Annotated in this window: 3 protein-coding genes; all 3 read left to right on the top strand. The window is 65.1% G+C overall.

The genetic code is table 11. From position 1 onward, the window contains the following. The first annotated feature begins 363 nt into the window (after positions 1 to 363). Positions 364 to 19,344 carry a prolyl oligopeptidase family serine peptidase gene (locus ACWEH3_RS03970; RefSeq protein ID WP_450016045.1) on the top strand — a complete coding sequence of 6,327 codons (18,981 nt, stop codon included), beginning with the start codon at positions 364 to 366 and terminating at the stop codon, positions 19,342 to 19,344. A 160-nt stretch (positions 19,345 to 19,504) separates the two neighbouring features. Then, positions 19,505 to 20,887: a hypothetical protein gene (locus ACWEH3_RS03965; protein WP_450015877.1), complete on the top strand. Its 1,383-nt coding sequence runs from the start codon at positions 19,505 to 19,507 to the stop codon at positions 20,885 to 20,887. 143 nt (positions 20,888 to 21,030) lie between these two features. Next, positions 21,031 to 21,459 (top strand): ester cyclase, encoded by a 429-nt coding sequence (locus tag ACWEH3_RS03960; protein WP_450015879.1) that lies wholly within the window; start codon positions 21,031 to 21,033, stop codon positions 21,457 to 21,459. Positions 21,460 to 21,506 lie beyond the last annotated feature (47 nt).

Raw genomic sequence — 21,506 nt, 5'->3', positions numbered from 1 at the left:
GCCGGCGGCGTGGGCGGTATAGCCGGTGGTCTGGCGGGTGGGCTGACCGCGTGGGGTTTGACGGGCGGTGAACTGCGCGGCAAGGACCTGGCCACCATGGTGTGGACGGGATTCGGCTCCGGCCTCGTCGGTTCGGTCGGGGCATCGGTGCGCGCCGGGCGTGCCGGGGCGAACGCGAGCTCGACCGAACCGGTGCCCTCTCTCGATTCGGGGCCGCCCCCCGACGCGGCACCATCGGCCAGGATTTCCGCGCCCGGGGATGGTCGTCCGCCGCAAACACAGACGGCGACGCCCGAGTCCACGTCCACCACCAGTGACGTGGACGCGCCGCGAGCGAGGCGTCCCGAGTCCGGCGATGGTTCGATGGACCGGCCCGAGGACCTGTCCGAGGCGAGGATGGCCGAGGGCGATCAGATCCTGCGCGACATGGTCGACGACGCCATCGCCCGCATCCTGGGCGGCGAGGGCCCTGGCCAGTCGCTGGACGGCGGCGGCGGAATCGCACCGAGGAGCACGCCCGACTACCCATCGGGAGGGTCATCGCCTTCGTCGTCCCGCGGTGGCGGCACCGGATGGTCCGGCTGGAACATGACCGAGACCACACGAGGCGGTGTCGCCGTGGCCACCCATCCCGAAGGCGGTTCGGCCACACCGATGCCGACCCGCCAGGCACAGATCAGCGATCCTCAGCTGCGCCCGGAGCAGCGGGGAATCACTGTGACCGCCGAAGGGTCCGCCACCCGGCCGGGCACCCCCGAGCCCGGCACCGAAGTCCTCCTCGACGACGGCAGCAGTGCTTTCGCGATCGAACACGGACCTGCCGGAGAGATGTACTTGGTCGCGCCGGAACAGACGGCGGGCCACGCCTCTCAGGACATGGTGGCCCCACGACCGGTCGGCGGCACACTGGACGAGGGGGCGACCACCCACGAGGGACAGCCCCTGCACAAGGTCGATTTCGACGCCGAGATCGCCAAGCTGGAAGCGGAGCTGGCTCAGACTTCACTACCAGCGAGCGCGGATACCACCGCACCATCGGTGGAAGCGCCGATACAAGCCGCGGACACCACACCCCCGCCCTCGACACACGCCGGAACAGAAGACGCCGTGGCGGGGCACGCACAGTCCCTTCCTGATGCCACGCCCCCAACGCTTGTTGATTCCGGTACACAGAATCCCGGCCAGGCCAGTGCTCCGGCCCCGAACACCGCCACCGCAGGGTATGCCTCCGCCACGCCCGAGCCGCGAAACCCCGTTCCCCCGTCGACCGCATCCCCGGCAGCCGGCGCCCCAGTGGCGAGCAATACCTCGCACACCGGCGAGCCCAGACCGCCTGTCGGGCCGACAACGTCCAGCGGCACGCACAGTTCGGGCGGCACCAGCCCGCTCACGGCACCACTGGCGGGCCACACACCGAATGCCAACAACCCCACCGCCCACACGAACGCGCCGACAGCATCGGCTCCGGCGGCAGGATTCCCGTCAAAGGATCTGGGAAACCCTGTCGCTCGGACGAACTCGCCGACAGCATCGACTCCGCCACCGGGTTTCCTGCCGACCCATGCCGGAGAAACTCCCCACTCCGCCGCACCCCCGGCCGCCGCAACCGGCCGACCGGGCGACGACGAACCCGACGCCGATCCAGAGGAGTTCCCCACCCCACCGGGCACCGTCGTGGACGATCCCCGGGAACACAACATCCAAAAAGACCCCCGGGAACACAGCGTCCAACAAGACCCCCGGGAACACAGCGTCCAAAAGAAGCCCGCCGGGGATCACGTGGTCATCCCCGGCGTCACCTACCCACTGGAGGACGAACCACCCGCCGACGCGATACCCGTCATCCCGCGCACCCCCTCTTTGACTCCCCTGCCCAACGATTCCGTCGGCTTGGGGCGCCTCGCCCAAAACCCCGACGACCCCGACAACACCCCTGGCCCCACCTCACCACGCGCTCCGGATATCACCAACCCCCTGTCGGATCGCCATACGGCAGCACCCGAAACCAATCTGGACGCCGGACTCGGCAAAACGCCCGACTCACTCTCCATGCCATCCCAGTACGCGACCGAACCAAGCCCCGACGTGCCCGGCGCGCCCCAGAAACCCGCTGCCCCGCAACTGAACCCGCACTCCCTCGAATACAACGACGACCCCAGCCGCCTGCCGTCCATCGGCGGAGTCCCACACCTGCAACCTGCCCCACCGCCGAAGAAGACGGAGCACAAGCGCCTGGTCACCCGAATGGGCGCCGATCCGGACGAACCCAAACGGCGCAAACGTACGCGCAAACAACAACCACCCCTGCCCCCACCCGAACCGCCACAGCCGACACCCGAGCCACCGGCGCCGGTCCCGAAGCCGACGCCGCAGCCGAAGCCGAAGCCGCGCAGCCAGCCGTCCGCACCGCTTGCCCACGAGGAGTTCGTGGTCCGCGAGGTCGGCGAAGCGATCGGTGAGATCGGTGACGAAGGCCCGCGAGTCGCCGCCGCCAAGGACGCCCGGCGATGGGTGACGTCGCTGCCGGAGAAGCTGCCCTGGCTCACCGCCGACCAGATCGAAACCGCGAAACTGCTGATCTCGGAGATGGTGGCGAATGCCCTGCGGTGGACCGAGGGCAAGGTCGCGGTCGCCGCCACGGCAACGGATACCGACGACACCCGCAAAACCCGATTCACGGTCACCGACGACAGCAAATCCACCTGGTTCGAGCTGCATGGGCCACGTGGCAGTTCCGCCCCTACACGCGCCGGGCATCAACCCGCCACGCGATCGCAGGCATCCGCACCGAATTCCGAACAGCGCAACACGATCGAGCATGCATCGGAATCGCCGGACACTCAGGCGCCGTCCCCCGCGGCGAATGAGTCCGGCGCCGAGAAAACCGCATCCGATAAATCCGGTACATCGGAAGAACCAGAAAATACCGAAGAAGGCAAGAAGAGCGAAAAACTACTGCACCTCGTTCGCAACGACTCGAAACTCGGCATACGCCTCGGCGCCGAGTTCCTCAACTCGGCCGGCTTCGAGATCATGCAGGCGATGACAGGCCTGTATTTGATGGAAGAAGCCGGACCGGGAGTAGCGGGCGCAGTCGTGTGGGTTGTCCAGGTGCCATATATCGGTGGCGCACTGCTCGCTGGACATATGTCCGATCACTACTCGGCCAAGAAGCTGGTGTGGGTCGGTAACGGCTTGGCGGCGGTATCAACTTTTACAGCCGCCGGCGCCCTGAGGGCCGGAACATCGCATTCCGTTCCCATACTTGTCGGAGCAACAATAGCCGAAGCAATCGGCACCGTCATATCCAGCTCCGCTGCCAGCCGCGCATTCCAGGAAATGGTAGGCAACGCGAAAGGAGCGCTTACCCAATTCAACAACTTCAAAATGAATGCCACCCGGGTCCTGGGAAAGGGGCTCGGGCCGATGGTGGCGAGTGTCCCGTGGTTGGCTCCGCTCATAGATGCCAGCACGAACATCGTGAACATTGCTTCTTCGGCCGGGATGCCCGAAATCGCCACCGCTAAGAAGCAGGCCGTGGGCGAATCGATCAGTGAGGGCGTGCGCGCCATCCAGGACCACCCCCTGCGGCGACGTATCAACAACAACAACGCCCTCACCAATCTGTACCTGGGGCTACAGGGGATCGACTTCACATGGCTGGTTGCTCACTACGGCCTCACCGATTTCCAGCAGGGGGCGGCGCTGTTGATCACTCCGCTCGGCGGGGTGATCGGAAGCGCGATACCCAGAAAGTGGTTGGCGAGATTCTCTGTCGATATGCTGCTCACCGCCAGAGCAATGGGAGTGGCGGTGACCGCCATCGTGGAGGCGACCGCACCCAACATCTGGGTGGCCTCTGCGGGATTCGCGGGCACATGGGCCGTGCTCGGTGTGGGTGGAATACCCGTCCGGACCTACCTGACCAAGACGATTCCGTCCGAAATCCGGGGACGGACAGACGCCTTCCAGCTTATTACCACCCGAAGCGCGCTCGCAGTGGGAGGAGGGGTCGCCGGCCTGTCACTCGGGCTAGTGGGGCACGAGCCCACCGCCCTAGGCATCGCCACGGCGTTCGGCAGCCTCGCGGGCTGGTCTCTCCAGCGGCTCTTCAAAGCCCGGAAACTGTTGGACTGCATCAACCAAACTTCCCGAGCAACCTGGGCGCTCGGGCTGGACACCGGTATCAAACCCAAATGGTGGCAGAAAAGCCCCGAACACCTGCAAAGGGCCATCGCAACCCAACTCGTCGACATCGAGTTCGACCCCGACACCGACGACCCCGTCACCAAGACCATCGACGACGTCCGAAACCTCGAAGTCCGAAACCTCGAAGGCAGAGCAGCCGACACCGCCGTCCTGCTGCTCGCCGCCGGCAAGAAGATGCACTCCTTGACCATCACCAACACCGACAACAAACCCGGCGGCAACATCGTCATCTTCGACACCAACATCACCAACCCCGACGACCCCCACACCGACCCCAACGACCCCGAACGCATCCCCCGCGTCCGCACTCTCGACAAATGGAAAGAGACCCATCCCGATATCACCGAGGCGTTCGTTGCCTTCCTGACCACCGACGAGGAGGACAATCTCACCAACCTCCACCCGCACGACCCTGACCAGCGAACTCCTCGCAAGGACGGGAAAGTCTCCGGCCGACTGGGGAGTCCTGGGGACAGCGGCGCGTCGCCCGGCAGAGACGAAGCGTCGGTCTCCGACACCCGGCACGCCTCAACACCTGTCGCCAACAACGAAGATTTCACGGCTCCGGCCGGTTCCGGACATGCCACCGCGGAGATCCAGGCCGCCGCGCAACGGCAATCGGCCGATCCGCCAGCCGAAGAACCGGTTTCGAAACGAAAACTGCTCGTCGTCAATAAACCATTCGCGAACTTGTTGCTCGGCAGGCTTCGTACTCCGGGTGGCGAATTCGGCAACCGGATCGGCACCGTCACCGCGACGTACGCCCTGCCCTACGTGGTGATGGATGCAACGAACTCCCCGATGGCCGCCGGCGTCGCGGGGGCAGCAGTGTGGGCCCCGAAAATTGCTGAGCTACATGCCGGCCCCTCGGCCGATCGTCACAACCGGCAAAAAATGATGTTCTACGCGCAATCGGTCGGTGCGGCAGCAGCAGCCACCGCCACCGGCCTGGTGCTGTTCAAAGTGCCCGATCTCGGACTCGCATTGACCGGGACAACGCTGATCGAATCCACTGCGGCAACCTATTATTTCCGCGCCTACCAAGCGGGCAAACGGGATTTTCTCACCGATGCCCAGAGGAAATCCGGAAACCGACTGACCAATATGTTGGATTCCACCGCCGATATCATCGGTCAATCACTGGGCCCGAATCTGGCCGGAATCGCGCCCGCAGCGCCGTTCGGACTGAACGCGCTCTCCTACTTCATGAATCTCGCGAACATGCGAGGATTGACCTTTCCCGCTCAAGTCCTCACAGAGCCGCGCGGCCTGTTCCAAGATATCGGTAAAGGTGCGCGGGCACTGTGGCGAAACCGATTCCTCCGCGAATCCACTGTGCTCTCCACAATCAACAACGCCGCATTCACCATGATGGCACTCCGCACAGCCATCCTGCTGAACGACGCCGACCTGCCGGGATGGGGCACCAAAGGTGCGGTGGTTGCCGCACCGGCGGTGGGCGGGATGTTGAGCGGCTTCCTTCCGAAGGTGTTCGACAACGCCGAGCCCAGCACCTTGTATTCGGTGGCACTCGCCAATATGGCCGTGTTCTCCATGCTCCAGGCATCGACCGACAATCCGGCCGTGATAGGGGCCGCCGGATTCCTGGACACGATGCTGATGATGGCAATGAACAGCCGATTTGCCACATACCAGCAGGAGGCCTTCCCCACAGAACTGCAAGGCCGAGCTGGGAGTGTGCGAGGCCTATTCCTCGGCCTCGGACCCGCTATCGGCTTCCTCGTGGGCGGCAGCGTGGCGGGCGCAAACGGCGAAACTGCGGCCGCGCTGGCAGCGACTATCACCGCAATCTCTGCCACCGGCTACGGCGTTCTCCTGCTTGTCAGAAAGGGCCGTGTTTTCCTCCGGATCCTCACACGCGGTCGAGGCTGGTTCGGACAGCCCTTGGCCGAGGCCGCAACCAGCCCGGCACAGGCTCGGAAACCGGTCGGCGCAAGCTCGACCAAAGCCGCAACGCCGGGAGCGGTCACCGCGGGTCCGACCCGAACCCCTGATCCGACCGTCATCCGAAACTGCGCCATCCAACTCGCCCGCGTATACCGCGCACTAGCACTCATCAACGACGACACACCCGAACCCGACGACACCAACCGCCAATGGGACTCCAAAAAGAACTGGAAACCCATCGAATTCCACCTCAGAACCCAACTCCGACCCACCGAACACGACGGCGACCCCCGCTTCACCGCCACCGCCGAAACCGTCCGCGACGCCGCAAACACCGGCATCCACATGGCCGTCCGCATCGTCGAAGACAACAACAAAAAAACCCACGCCTACACCTTCGTCAACGCCGGAGACCAAGTCCTCGTCTTCGACACCCTCATCGAAAGCCCCGAACCAGACCCCGACAACCCCGACCCCACCGAATACATCCCCCACGTACGCAACTACGACGGCGACGAAAACGGCCGAAACAAATGGCAACCCAAATACCAAACCATCAAAAAAGTTTTCGCCGCCGACTACATCTACGAAAACGGCACCCTCACCCCAATCCAGCAACCAATCCCCCGGTACCGGCACACCACACACCCACACAAAATCGAAGGACCCCCCAGCGAACAGACACCAAACCCCGAAGACCCGCACGAAGCAGCGGCACCCGCCCCACGGAGCAAGCCCACACCCAGTGACCCAGCCGACCAGCCTGGGTTCGTACAGCCGATGTCCGACAATGTGCCGAGTCACCAGGCAATCGCGAATTCCATCGGTCGCGAGGCGAGAGACATTGCGGACGAACCCGAGGAGCCCGCCGGCAACTCGCAGCCGGAGAGCGACGAGACCACCTCACCCAACGACCCATCGGACAGCCCGCAGAGCGTTCCGAGCACCGCTGTAGCCAGTGCGCCTCAGGACGAGTCCGCCCCTGCCGAATACGAGGTCGCACCACCGCTCGTATCGGAGTTCTATAGGCCGGAGGCGGTCAGAGGCGCCGGGATCTGGAAGCCGACGGTCAGAGACGGGCTGTTCTACGGGCCGAACGGGCTGTACAACACCAACGGTCACGAATATTTCCTGATCGGGGTCGCCCCGGAGGACATCCGGTCGGTTAACTACAGCGAGGTGTTCGACGCCATGCGGCGGGTGGGTACGCCGCACGGCGTGCTGTACAGCACCTATGACAACCCGGACGATGGGCCGATCGCTTTTGGATACTGGAAGATCCGCGACGGTGTGCTGAAGGAGTTGAACTTCACCAGCGGTACGTTCCTGGACGGTCCGAAGGACCTGGCGAAGCAGCTGAAATTCGGTGCGCAACTCCGGAAATGGCTGCGTGCACACGACATCGATCCCTCGGCGGTCGAGGTCGTCAACGGCACCCTGCAAGGCAAGGTCTGGCGACCTTGGGTGGACGGGCCTGTACCGCCCGTCGCTGATTTGATCGATGAAGCCGGAGGCCGGGCCTGGACGGTATTCGGAAGTTCCGGCGATGGTTACTGGGTGGGCGTCGACAACGTGGAGTCGTCCGCGGATCAGTTGTCGATCACGCTGACGCTCAACTTGCTGGATGGCGAAACCGGGAAATTCACTTGGATCCTCACCCGTACGAATGACTCGTACTCGGCGAAGGTTTCGAATATGGGCTGGAGCCCGTCCGCGACCGAACTCACTGCCGCGTTCGACGACCTACACACGAATCTGACCACCCCATGGCTGGCCGAAGCCGGTGTGCATGTGAGCAGCTCCGAGGCGCGGACGTCAGCCGTCGAGCACAGTGACGGGCCCGCGGCGCAGCCCCGCCCGAGCACTCCGCGGGACGGTCAGTCCGATACGGCTCCTGCGCCTCACGACACCGCAGTTTCCAAATCCACGCCCTGGGCAGGAAGAACCGCGCGAAAGGAATTTTCCGAGAATGCGTCCGACCAGCAGACCAATCCCTCCGAACCGGGGTCGAGCGCGGCCGTGCGCTCCACCCCGTGGAACGCCGCGACGCCAACCGCTCTGCCCGCCGAACCACGCACCACTGCAGCACCGGAAGAGCCGGTGCCCAACCCCGCCGAATCAGCCGCCTCCGTAACCGGTGCCATCGCTCCGGCCACCGCGGTCTCCAGAACCACGCCCTGGAATCGCGCAACGCAGGCGGAGCCGGCCGGAGACTCCGCGGCGCCTCCACCACCGGGAGGCGGCGAACTGCCCCGGAACTTCACCGACACGCCCTCGGTCGAGGTAGACGGAAAGATCGTCTTCCAGACATTTTCCGCGGAAAACGCCGAGCGCTTGAAGCGGTCCACGATCAGCGGCCTCGTTACAGAGGTGGCGCAGGAAACCGAGTCCACCCCGACAACCGTGATCGACGAAACGGGAGCGTCCCGAACCACAGCGTCGTTGGTGCTGCACGCGGTCGAAGCACCCGACATCAGCCATCCAGCTCTGGCTTCGAAAGTCGGCGGCTTCGCTCCCGTCACCATCACAAGCGGCGATCTGACGGCGCAGGTGATGATTCTCTATCGAATCCACGAATCCGGATCGGCTGACGCGATGATCATCTACGTTTCGTCGGTACAGGATAACGACAACTTCGACACCGTTCGCAGGCTCATCGATTCTGCTCTGATGCAACGCCTTCCGGGCACCACGATAGCGATCACAGAACTTCATCAGGACGGTGCCGGAGAACCTATCGAGCGCGAACTGCATTACGATCCTCCCCGCCCCGATGCCATACAACTGGTGGCCGAATCTCGTGAGGCGCGCCCCGCCAGCGCGCCACCCGAGCAAAATACCGAGGACCAAGCCGACGCCGCGTCAACGCCGGACGAACCGGCGCGGACGGCAGGAATAGATCTGTCCGTACCGGCCGGGCACACGGGCGTGTCCGAGGCCGCGAACGACGCATCGGAAGCGATCGTCGACCGGATGCCTGCCGAGGAAGGTCCGGCTCCGCGCAATGCCACCTACGCCGATCTTCGTGCCTGGGCCGCCGCACTTTCCGATGAGGACGCCAACAGGCTGCTCCCCCTGCTGCATGCCGAAGCCGTCGAGCATCTGGATGCGCTCGAACGTGGCACACCGCGGCCGGCGTCTGAAGTAGTGGCTACCGGACGGGCACTGACTGTCCTGATCTGGGAACAGAGCCACCGGCTCAGCGCCGCCATGCCCGCGAGCGAGATTCACGACTACGCGACACTGTTCGCCGCCAGCCGACAGCTGGCCGATCAACTTCCGACTGCCCAAGAACTGTACGCGGCGGCCAACACCGTGTTCACCATGGCCGGAGCGTTGACTCTCGACGTGCCCGGCACAGCTGACGCGCGGCGGTCGACCGCGATCCAGGACTTCGAGTTCATGCACAGCCTGCCCGAGCAACTAGGCCGATCGGTCGACGAGATCGAACTGTCCTTTGGTTCCGTACCTTGGTCCGAGGAGTCGTCGCTTTCTCCGCAGGCGGCGGCGGATCCGGGACACCTCGAACGCACCGCCGCCGCGATTGAGCAGGTACAAGGCTTGCAGCTCCAATTCGAAGCGATCGGAGCAACCAGCGGAAGCGACTGGGCGGAGTTCGTCGACAAGTACCTGACGTCGCGGTCCGAGATCGGATTCGATCCAGAACTGGCCCGCGCCATGCCCTTACTGTCCGCGGAAGACGAAGCCTTCACTCGCGCGCGAACCGGGTCTGAACGGGATTTCGCTACCGCCGCAGCGCCTTATCTGGCCGATCTGACCGCAGTGGCCACTCACTATCTGAGCAGGTCTCGCGACATCGGTATAACGTTCGACCTGCTTCATCAGGCCCGTCGCGCATTCACCGCGACTGCCGAGCGTCTGCCTCACCACCTACCGGCGCATCACGCCGCCCAAACCATGGCGTTGCTGCTTGGAACCATTACCGCTGCCTTTCCCGAGCTGCCCGGTCACGAGCTCCCGAAGATGATGCGGAGCCACGCGCAGGTCTGGCTCGCCGAGCGGACCGGGTTCTACCGATCGCTCGAGCAGACACTGCAAGAGCTGCGCCGGCTGGGCGGCCCGAACGCGACGGTGAGTCTTCCAGAACTCCTCGTCGGCGACAGCACGCCCCACCGCATGATGTCCGCCGCCGAATTCGCCGAACAGCTGGCCGAGGCCGAACGCTCCGGGCCGCCGGTGCGGACGGCACCTCCACACATGTTCACTCAGAACAGCGTGACCGAACTGCTCATCTACCCGAACGGTTTCGTTACGGTCGAGAAGACCGGGCTCACCCGGATCAGCCGTGCCGCCGAGATTCTGGCTTCCGCGGTCGGACATGCGATGGAGGCGCCCGTTCCACCGGTGCTTCCGGTCGACGGTGACGATTCCGCCATACGGATGCCGTGGCTTCCCGGCATCACCGTGCGGGCTACCCCCGACGACCCCGGGGCACTGTCCGCTATGGAGGCTCTGCTCGACCATCCGGACGCGGACCAGCTGGGTCTGCTCGACCTGGCGATCAACAACTGGGACCGGCAGAACAATTGGATGCGCGACGGGAACCGCCTGTACGGGTACGACCACGCATTCGCGTTTCGCCGCCCGGTGGATCCGGACTCGAGCCCCTTCTCGCGCCCCTATGTCAGCGACGTAGTCGCCGCAAACGAAGAAGACCCATACCGGTGGGCGTCGAACAACCGCAGCCCATCGCAGCTGGATCAGTACCTACGCAACGTCCATGCGCTGCTGCCGCTGTTCGTAAATTACGAATTTCCCGACTGGCATTCCGGTGTGGTCACCCGGCTGCGCAGCGCCAGACACCACGCCGGCGGATCCACGGCTCCTCCTACAGGCAGTGACGGCGAATTCCCCACCAATCGGAATCCCATCCCCGACGACCGCCGACGATCACTCCCGGAAGGCCCCCGCAAACGGGCAAAACCGATCAATGACATCGGAATCCTCCCTCGCGAGGTCGAGGTGCTGAATCTGACCCTCGAAGGCCTTTCGCGTAATGAGATCGCGGCGAGGCTCGGGTTGACGCCCGAGACGGTCACGAATTACCGCACCACTGCAGCTAAAAAGCTCGGCACCGTGGGCGTGATCAACACCGTGGTCGAGGCCAAGCGCTGGGGATTTCTCACCGAGACCCGCACGGAGGAATCGACTCTTATCGACGTGTCCGAAGAGGATAGAGAGCTGCTTCAGCTGCTCGCCGAAGGGAAGACTTACCAGCAGATCGCCCACAAGTGGCGGGCGTCACCAGAGAGCGTCGAGCGACGCGCTGTGCGGATCGGTGCGGAACTCGGGGTTTCCGAACAGGTGCCGATGGCCATGAAGGCCCTGCGTCTCGGACTGATCACTGTCGATAGCGGTGTGGTCGTAGACGAGGCAACCGGGCGGAGTGCGTCGCACGGTGCCGAGAACGGTGTTATCGCCGGAGCTCCCGCGCCTTTGATCCAACACGTGCTGCCCGCTGACGTGCATGGCGTCCAGATTTCTGACAGTGAGCGCAGCCCGGCGCTCACCGTGCGGTTGACCGCCGAGCAAGCGCTACGTGATCTCGGGCTGCAGAACGAGCCTATCCCGTTGGCGCCCAACGGAGAACCACGCTGGCCGGCGAGTCTGGTGGGCGATACCACCGGCACCGACAGATACGCAGCCGCGGCGTTCGCCCCAGCCCAGGACTACCTCGCGGTCGGTCTCGACGCCAAAGATCACGTGCCGGTGAGCCGTTCCGCGATTCCGGGCCTCGCACAGCACCAGGAACGTTTGCACCTGCGGGACCTCGCTTCCGCGTATCCCGGGATCTATTGGACCCAAGTTCTTGCTTCGGTCAAAGACAACGCGATCGACGTGCAATTCCGGCTGGACGGGACCGAGCTACATCACAACGAGATGGAGGTCACCCTCAGTCCCGACCCTTCGCGCCCCAATTCCGGCTCCTTCGAGATACATCCGGCGACCAAAGAAAGGTCCGCCGCTACACCGGCGCTGTTCTCCGGGAACTTCGACGTCGATGGCGGCACGGTGCTCACCGCGATCACAGTCCGGCACGGCTCCGGCGATCCTTCCCCTGGTCCGAAAATTGCGGATGAACAAGCTCTTCCGGCCGCAACGCCCGTCATGCAAAAGGACGATCCAGGACGTATCGAACCGGAGCCCGAGAAGCAGTCCACCCGCACATCTCCTCGGGTTCGCGAACTGACGCCCGACCGAGACGAGGCCGGTCGTACGAAACCAGATCCCGAGCCGACCACCGCAGCCGGAGGCGAGCCCTTCGGCCATGCGGTCCGAGACGCCACCGCGCCGGAGTCGATGGCGATGCCCACGCAACCGAGCGAGGCCCAGCCGACTACCGCAACCTCCAGCGCATCCGCACACACCGTCGACAAACAATCGACCACCGACACCTCCGCAGCGCGAGGGCCATCCACTGAAGCCGACGAGGCGAGTACGGCAACGGGCCAGCCGCCGGCACAGAATCGGGCCGAGGCCCCCACAACACCGGGCACTCCGGCGCGGCGACCACCTCCGGTGACCTTGTCCGACCGCGAGACCGAGATCTCCGGTTCGTCGCCGGCGGTCGAACGCGCCGCCACTGTGGGCGATCGCCGCCAGTCGGCTGAACCAACCATAGATCCGGCCCGGCAATCCGGCATGCACCTCGGGAATCCGGAAGCGATGGCGGATGACGCCACGGGGTTCGGACTGGATACTCCCGTACGAAAAGCTCGGGACGTCGGGACGGTGCCGCCGCAACGCGGGCAGAAATTCGACCCCGGTCCGGTCCATGCGATCGGCCGCCATCCGGAAGGACGAGCGGTCGGTGGGCGCGGTCCCCGTCCCGAACCTCCGTCAGCGCCCGCCACTCCGGAGGTAAGTCGACCGAATGACCAGGACGACCCACATCTGTGGCTCGAGGAGGTCCACGGCGAGCGGCAGCTGGCTTGGGCGCACGAACACACCCAGCGCACCGTCGACGAGTTCACGTCCACTCAGGAGTTCGATGACCTGCTCGAACAGATTCTGGAGGTGCTCAACAACACCGACCGCGTGCTCACGGTACGCAACAACACCTGGAACATGGACCGGATCGAGAATCCGGCCCGCTTCGGCGACTGGCTCTTCGACTTCCGTCACGACGCCGACCACCCGAAGGGATACCTGCGACGCATCCGATTCGCCGACTACCGCAACGGCGACCAGCAGAACTGGGAAACGCTGCTCGATTTCGGCGCGCTGGCCGTGGCTTCCGACCAGGAGTGGACCCAGGGGAAGTGGGTATTCGGCCAGGTCAAGGTCCTGCAGGACGGACAGCACCGCGCCTTGATCAGCATGTCCGAGGGCGGCGGCGACTTCACGGTGGTCCGCGAATTCGACTTGCACACCAAGCGGTTCATCGAGCCGGCGGCAGGCGGGTTCGAACTCCCCTCGGCTAATAATCGTTTCGAATGGGTCGACATCGATACTCTCCATGTGGGTACCGACTTCGGTCCCGGTTCCTTCACCGAGGGTCGATACACCCGCGTCATCAAGCGCTGGCGGCGAGGCACACCGCTGGATGAGGCGGAGATCCTGGTCGAAGCCGAAGCAGACGATGTCATCGCACGCGTCGGAGACGATATTCCGCCCGGCACGGAACCGCGTCAGGTGCGCCGGTACACGGAGTTCTACGACCACGAGACCTACGCGGTGGCCCGAGACGGATCGAAGGCGTTACTCGATGTTCCGGCGAACGCCAAGGTCACCTGGTCCAACAATCGGATGCTGGTGCAGCTCGCGGACTCGTGGACGGTCGGCGACCGCGAATACCCCGGCGGCTCCCTGCTGGTGACGGCTTTGGACGGCTTCCTGGCAGGCAACCGCGATTTCGATGTCCTGTTCACCTCCGACGCCCACAACGTCTTGTACGACCATGCGTGGACGAAGAATCACCTCGTCGTGACTCGCTTGTCCGACGTTCGGACGAAGATCGACATCTTCACCCCCACCGCGGAGGGCTGGATCCGTCGGCCACTCGAAGGTCTCCCGGAGAATGCCACGGCCAGGTTCATGGGCTCGGACCCGGTGGCCGGTGACGATGACTTCCTGGTCGCCACGACCGGATACACCGCCCCCGCCGGCGTGTACGCCGGGTCGGTGGACGGCGGGTTGCACATGGTCGAGAGCGAGCCCGAGTTCTTCGACGCCACCGATGTCGTCACCGAGCAGTTCGTCGCAACGTCGGCGGACGGCACCGAGATCCCTTACGACGTCACCTACCGCCGAGGCGCGACAGGTCCCCGGGCCACCATCGCCACCGCCTACGGAGGGTTCGGCCGAACAAGGCTTCCCGCTTACGACGGCGTCCTCGGCAGAAGCTGGCTCGAGGACGGCGGCGTCTTCGTCGAAGGGCATATCCGCGGCGGCGGCGCGTATCCGGGTTGGCAGGCCGCCGCGAGAGGGATCCTGCGCTACAAGGGCCACGAGGATATGGCCGCGATAGCCACGGATCTCATCGCCCGTGGCATCACCACCCCCGAATTGCTCGGCGCTATCGGCGACAGTAACGGCGGCCTCCTGATGGGGGCGATGTACGCGAAATACCCGCATCTGTTCGGCGGTGGCATCGTGGCGGACATCCCGTTGCTGGACATGAAACGTTTCCACCTGCTGGGCCAGGGAGCGATCTGGAAAGGTGAATACGGCGACCCGGACAATCCCGAGGAAGCCCCGCACATCTTCTCCCCGTACCACGAGGTCGAGGCGGGCCGGCGGCGTCCACCTATCCTGCTGCGGACCTCCAGTCATGACGACCGTGTGCACCCCGGCCACGCCCGCAAGATGGCGGCTCTGCTGGAAGCGCTCGGTTACGAGGTCTGGTATTACGAAAGCACCGACGGTGGACACAACAACATCGGAGACAACCGCCAAGCGGCCTTCGAACGAGCGCTCGTCTACGCGTTCTTCCGGCAGAAGCTCATGCCCGGGCACCCGGCCGACCAGCCGGATGCCGAACCCCCGTCCACAGCCGGCGCCCGCAAGCCCGGTAGCGGATCTCTGCGTGCAGGTACGCTCGGCGACCGATCGCTGCACGACGCCGCGCATTCGCCGGCCGACGCGCCGACCCGATCGGCGGAACTCGTGGTGCGCGCCGAAAACGGGGAGTTGCACGAAGCCGATACAGCGGTCGCCGCGGCCGAGCGCGCCGCGGCTTGGCTGGCCGCCGAGTTCAACACTTGGCCGCCCCGCGAGGTGCGGGTCGCCCGTTCCACGCTCATGTCGATGGTGACCGACGCGCTGGCGCAGCGTAAGGGCGAGGTCCACATCGTCGCCGAGGAAACCGCCGACACGCTGCGCGTCACGCTGCTCGACACCACCCGCGACCACGTCGCTCCCATGCCCGGCCCGATCGCAGCCGAGGGCGATTCCCCCCTCGTACGGTCCGGTGTCGACTTGTTCGACCGCTCAACACCGCGCTGGCGTCAGGCAGTCTGGTTCGAGATTCGTAACCCACTGCCACAGCCGGGGACTGGCCTTTCCACAGGCGCGCTGACAGACGGCAGGCAGTCGTCCGCGTCCGATCAGGAGCCCATCGTTGGCGGTAGCTGGGCACGTGGCAGCCGACACGAACCGCTCGATCCGACTCTCGTACTCGATCTCCCGGCGCAACGTGCCAGTGGTATGGATGGGCTCGGTTTCGGTCCGCCACCGACAGTGGTGAATCGCTTCGGCGACGCGCCGCCCGGTTTGCCCGCCGGCGTGGTGGCGCATGCCGCGATTGCAGGGGACCCGAATGGCGGCGCGTTCGGCGACGGACGAAGCGAAGCCGAGCGAATCGCCCGCGCTGCGCTGTCGACCTTCCGCGTCGAGGCCACATTCGACGACCTCCGGGATTGGGCCGCACGCCTGTCCGACGACAACCTTCGCCACCTGCTGGCCATGTTCACCCACAAGATCACCGAGCGGATAGCGGCTATTCATCGCGGCGATCCGGCACCGGTGACCGACCATGTGATCGATCCCGCACGCCTGTTGGGCGCGATCGTGACGGAAGCGACTTTCCGCTTCAGCGACAATGTTCCTGCTACCACCCCGACCACTTACCGGGAGTTGTTCGCTATCGCGCCCTGGCTGCAAGCGAACCGACGCACCGTTGCCGACCTGCACAGCGCCATGACCGCCGTGCTCGACGCCGCTTACGCGGTCACCCGCACGTCCACTGCGCACCGCTGGTCTGTGGCTGCCGCGCACCATACGGTCCCGGCACATTTCGCGGAAATAGCACTCCATATCGAAGAAGCCGGTCAGCACAACATCTGGCTCGAGCAGAATCTCTTCGAGACCGGCGCCGCCCTCGATGCCGAACACATGGGGCTTGCCCGGTCCTTCCTGCGGGATGACGTGCGCGACCGGACGGTGGCTCGAATGGTCAGGGAATGGGCCTATGTCATGGACGCGCTGCTACAGCCGCGGTCCAGCAAGACCTTCTCACCGAGGTACGAGGCAATCTTCCAGTCGCTGCCCGTCCACGCCACTGCGCTCGATCGGGCGCGAACCGGCTCGGACCGACTGTTCGCTGCGACGATCGCCACTGCCCTGCCGGATCTACTCGATGCGGCGTTCTACCTGCTCCCCACAAGCCATTCCGCCTCGGGGCTGGGCTACCTGAGGCAGGCCGACGCCCTGCTGGCCGACGCCGCCACTCGCTTCACAGACAACTTCGCCATCTATGCGCTCCAAGACGCCGCCGACAGCGTACACAGACTGTACGAAGACATCGTCGTCGCGCATTCCCACCGTTCGCACGAAGTTCGAGCGCGGCAAATGCATGACATCCTGTCGGGCTATTTCAGCAACGAATTGGACTCCGCCCTCAACCGATCCTTCCGCTGGGGAGTACGGGCGCTGTGGGGACTGGGCAGTCAGAGGCCGGGGATCGACTACGCGCGCGAGTGGCATAGCCTGGATGCCGACCTGCCGTGGGACTGGGATACCACCGATGACGAGCGTGCCCTCGCCGCAACCGCATTGGACTTGCTACAGAATATGCACGGACCGGAAGCCGACATCCAGTCCTTGCTACGCCACAGCGATTCCCCCGATTTGGTCGAGAGCATCTTCGACAGCGTCGGGAAGAACATGCGATGGTGGTACCGGCTCGGAAGATGGACCAGCGGGCACGTGCCGATCGGCACCCTGCTGGCGGGAGCCGCGGACTTCTCGGTAAACCAGATACAGCTGGCGGTGCTGAGACAGTATCCCCACATCATCGGGGCTGCCGGGGGCATCGAGTACCGGGCGCGGGACCTGGCGAATCGGCTATCGCTCGCCCGTGACCTCGCATCCCCCCGCCTCACGCCCCAACAGCGGGATGAACTCGCCGTGCTGCGCGACCAGTTGGCGGAGGTCAGACGAGGTGCGCACGGACTCGCCATCCCCGGATCCAGCGCGCCACCGGTACTGCTGGTCTCCTATGATCCCGTCGTGCGAGGCGGCACGGGCCGAGCTGTCGTCTCGATCGGCGAAGCCGACAGCGCGTCCTTCATGGCGTTCAACGTCACTGGAGCCGACACACCTTTCACCGATCTATCGGAATGGTCGATTGCCGCCTGCCAGCAGTACAACGAAGCGCGGCAACATGCGCCCGACTCCCACCTGGCGATCATGTTCACGGCCGGTAGGGTCCACGCGCCTTCGCGCCCCGCTGGGCCGGACGCCATGCCGATGGACAACGTCGTCGAAGCCAGAGACTTCGCCGGGAAACTCGCGGCACGGGAACTCATCACCTACGACGCAACCCGCGAATTGGCCTTGGACGGCAGCGACGAGAGCTGGTCTCGGATTCTGCGGCGGTCCACCGCGATCGGGCACGGCGACGGCATCGGTGTGCTGCGCTCGGCCGCCGACACTCTGCGTCTGGACCGAGCTGTGGACCAGATCGTTCTCGTTCCCGACTCGGCCGGCGACCGGCTTCCCACTGCGACTCAGCTCAATATCGGCGCCGAAGACGTGTACACGCTCAACCCCCACCGCGACCGGAACGGCGATCCGAAGACCATAGGACTGATCGTGGTCGGACACGGCGGGGATATCGAATCCGCACCCGAGGCCTCCAACCTCTCAACCGCCCCCCTGATCGACACCCCGACCACGGTTCGCGAAGTCTCCCAACTGCTCTTTGCACACGAATACCGACCACTCGACGGCCGCCGGGGAATAACCATGACCCACGATGAGGGCCTGACGGTGTACCGAGCGGCGCAGCCACTGCTCCATGATGCGCTGAAGGGGACCTACAACACGACGGTCGTCCTCGAAGAACTCGGTTTGGTACTGCGCATCGGTCAACCCGGTACCGACAGCTACGATCCCCGTTTCGGGCCCGAGCACAGCACCCTCCTCGTCATCTCTCAATACGTTCGGAACGCACCCCAACTGCTGAAAATCCTCACCGGCCGCATGCCGGACGGACGCGTCATCGACGAGTCGGCGCCGGTTCTCATCGAAAGACTCGCGCGCGGAAACAATCTCGCCGAGACATTCCGGCGAGCCGACCGGAGAACGATCCGGTCCCATCAGGGGCTGATACTGCGGACCTTCGCGAGCATCCACGAACAGCTGCGCGCGATGCCGGAGAACCATCCGCTGCTGTATCGACTGACACCACCAGGCGTCGGGAAGGATGACACCGGCGGGTGGTACCTGAATCATATCGATTGGTACAAGGAGAATCTCTATCGACGACACTACGAGCGCTTCGGTGATCTGTTCGACGAGTTCGGCTTGCTCCGCGGCGACCCTTTCGCACCGTTGATCGATGAGGCTCGATCGATGCGGGAGTCCCGCCACCACATCCTGCATGCCGACCCGAACGCGGGTAACTTTCTCATCAGCAACGAGTTGCGCGTGACACTGCTCGACTGGGAGCTCGCCGTCACCGGTCCGAGCGCCTACGACTGGGCCAGGTTGGGCCACCTCATCCCAGGGATCGAGGTGCCTCGCGAACTCGGCGGCCCCGACATGGTCAAGTTCGCCCGAGTCGAGAAGTTCAAGCGGGTCATGAACGACACCGTCAAATTGGCGCCACTGGCTGCCGCCGGACAACTCACCCCGCAACTGATCGAATTCATCGAGACCGAATTCAGTGAAGCCGTGATCCAGGTACGTCAGCTGTCGGGTCACACCGACCTGCTGCCGCCACGCGCCGAACTCGAGATTCTCCGCTCCTGGCGACCGTGAAAGCGGATGGCGAACCCCTCACGTCGTCTTCCCCACGCCGGACGTTCATGACCTGTTCGGGTCCGAAGTGGTCCAGCTATCTTCGACGTTCACGCTGCCACCGCAGACGGGCAACGCCTATCCGACGCGTGCAGTGCCCGACATCGATATGGAGGACGACGTGGCGGACGAACCCGGTGGACTGACCGCCGAACACCCGCTCGCTCGTGCGCTGGCGGCGCACGCGCCGACGGGCTGGCAGCGGGTGGACGCGGTGTTCGCGGTCACGGTGGTGAGTGAGATCGCCCAGCTCGTGTATACCGTCGGCGGACAAGGCGTATCGATCGACCCACCGGAGCCGGTGCTCGCCATCGTCCGGGAACACCGCACGATCTCGGCCGGTTCCGCTGGGCAGCCGTGGTGGCGGATGCTGATCGCGATGACCAGTGCGGGCGAGGTCGAGGTCGCATACGACTACGGCGACGAGCCCTTCCCGGACGGTCAGCTGTTCGTGCCGGAGGCGTACCGCGCCGACCTCGAGGCGTATCCGCGCCGAAAAGTACCTGTGTGGTTGGCCGCGTATATCGGCCACGGCGACCGGCAGCGGCGCACTCCACAGCAGGCCGCCGCCCAAGCGCGCGCCGACCGAGCCGAACAGGTGTGGGCGGTGCTCGCGGAGAACGAGTTCCCGCCGTTCCCGCAGATGTGGGCCCGTTGGACGACCATCGCGGCGGCCTTCGTGGCAGCGAAGTCGGAATGGGGTCCGCGGATGCTGCCCTGGGTCGGCGTGTTCGAAGGCACCGCACGCGGTGGATCGACGTTGCACGCGCTTCCGGCCGGGCGAGCCGTGCTGTCCGGCGGAGTATGGAATGCGCCGACCTTGGACGCCGTGTACAACGCGGGCGCACCGATGCCGGAGCTGTACGGCGGCGCGCCGGACTGGGTCGCCGACCCGGTTTTGAATCCGCGGGCTGCTTCGGGCCTGCTGTCCTTCTGCTACTGGTGGGAAGCGGGGCGCTGGTACCGCGGGCAGTCACCGTCCGCGCAGGAATGCGCGCCCGCGGTGCCGGGCGTGTGGACGCGGGAAACGACCATCAAGATCGTGGCGGGCCTGTTCCCGGGCCAGGACGCGTCGGAGGCCATCGGAGCCTTACTGTCCGCCGCCGAGACGGGAGGGGTGACGCGAGCGGCGCTGATCGCCGTCTTCGGCGATGACGGCCGTTTCGACCTCGACGGCGCGCTCTACCAATTCTCGGCCGCAGGCCTACTGTCCACGGCGCCCGAGCCGATGCCCGCCGAACAGGCGATCAGCCGCGTACGCGACTACGTCACCGGTCGGCACCTGGACACCACCGGATACCCGCTGGCCCGGCTGACCGCCGACCGCTTGCGCTTCGGCTGGATGGTGCGCGTGCCCGCTCCCGAGAACACACAAGCCCACCGGGCGGTCTTCTATATCGCCGACGACGGCGAATTCGTGCACGCATCGTCGGCCATCGATCATGAGCAATTCGTCGCCGCGTTCGAACAGCGCTTCCTGGACCGCCACGGACTGGTGGTCTGACTCGGCGCCGGATATTTGCTGACAGTTCGCCATAAATCTTCCTGGGTATGCCCATCTCGAGTGGGATAGGTTGCTGCCACGCGACGCGAGACTCGGCGAACCGCCTCGGCGGTTCGCTCGACCCGCGAGGAGGAGGCCCGATCATGTCGCTGGAAACCAACAAGGCACTGGTCCGCAGGTTCTATCGGGAGATCGACACGGGAAACATCGACGCCATGGACGACCTCGTCGCGGAGGACTACATCGATCACTCGCCGCCGCCGCTTCCCGGCATCGGCCCCGGCCGAGAAGGCCTGAAGCAGGCATTTCGCATGTTCTGGGCCGCCACTCCGGGGCGGCACGAGATCGAGGACCAAGTCGCGGAAGGCGACCGGGTCGTCACGCGGCTGACCGCGTACGGGCGTCACACCAGGGACCTGCCCGGCATACCGGCGACCGGGCGCGAACTGACGGTGACGGGTACCGCGATCCACCGGATCGCCGACGGCAAGCTCGCCGAGAAGTGGTCCGACAGGGACGTGCTCGGGTTCTTGCAACAGTTGGGAGTGCTACCCGCAGTGGGAAGACGCTGACCGGCCCGGGTCGGGACATCCGTCACACGATCGACGCGGCCTCCCGA

Source organism: Nocardia sp. NPDC004718, from assembly GCF_053601535.1.
The sequence above is the reverse complement of the archived record's forward strand: the minus strand, read 5'-3'. Positions and strand labels throughout refer to the sequence as shown.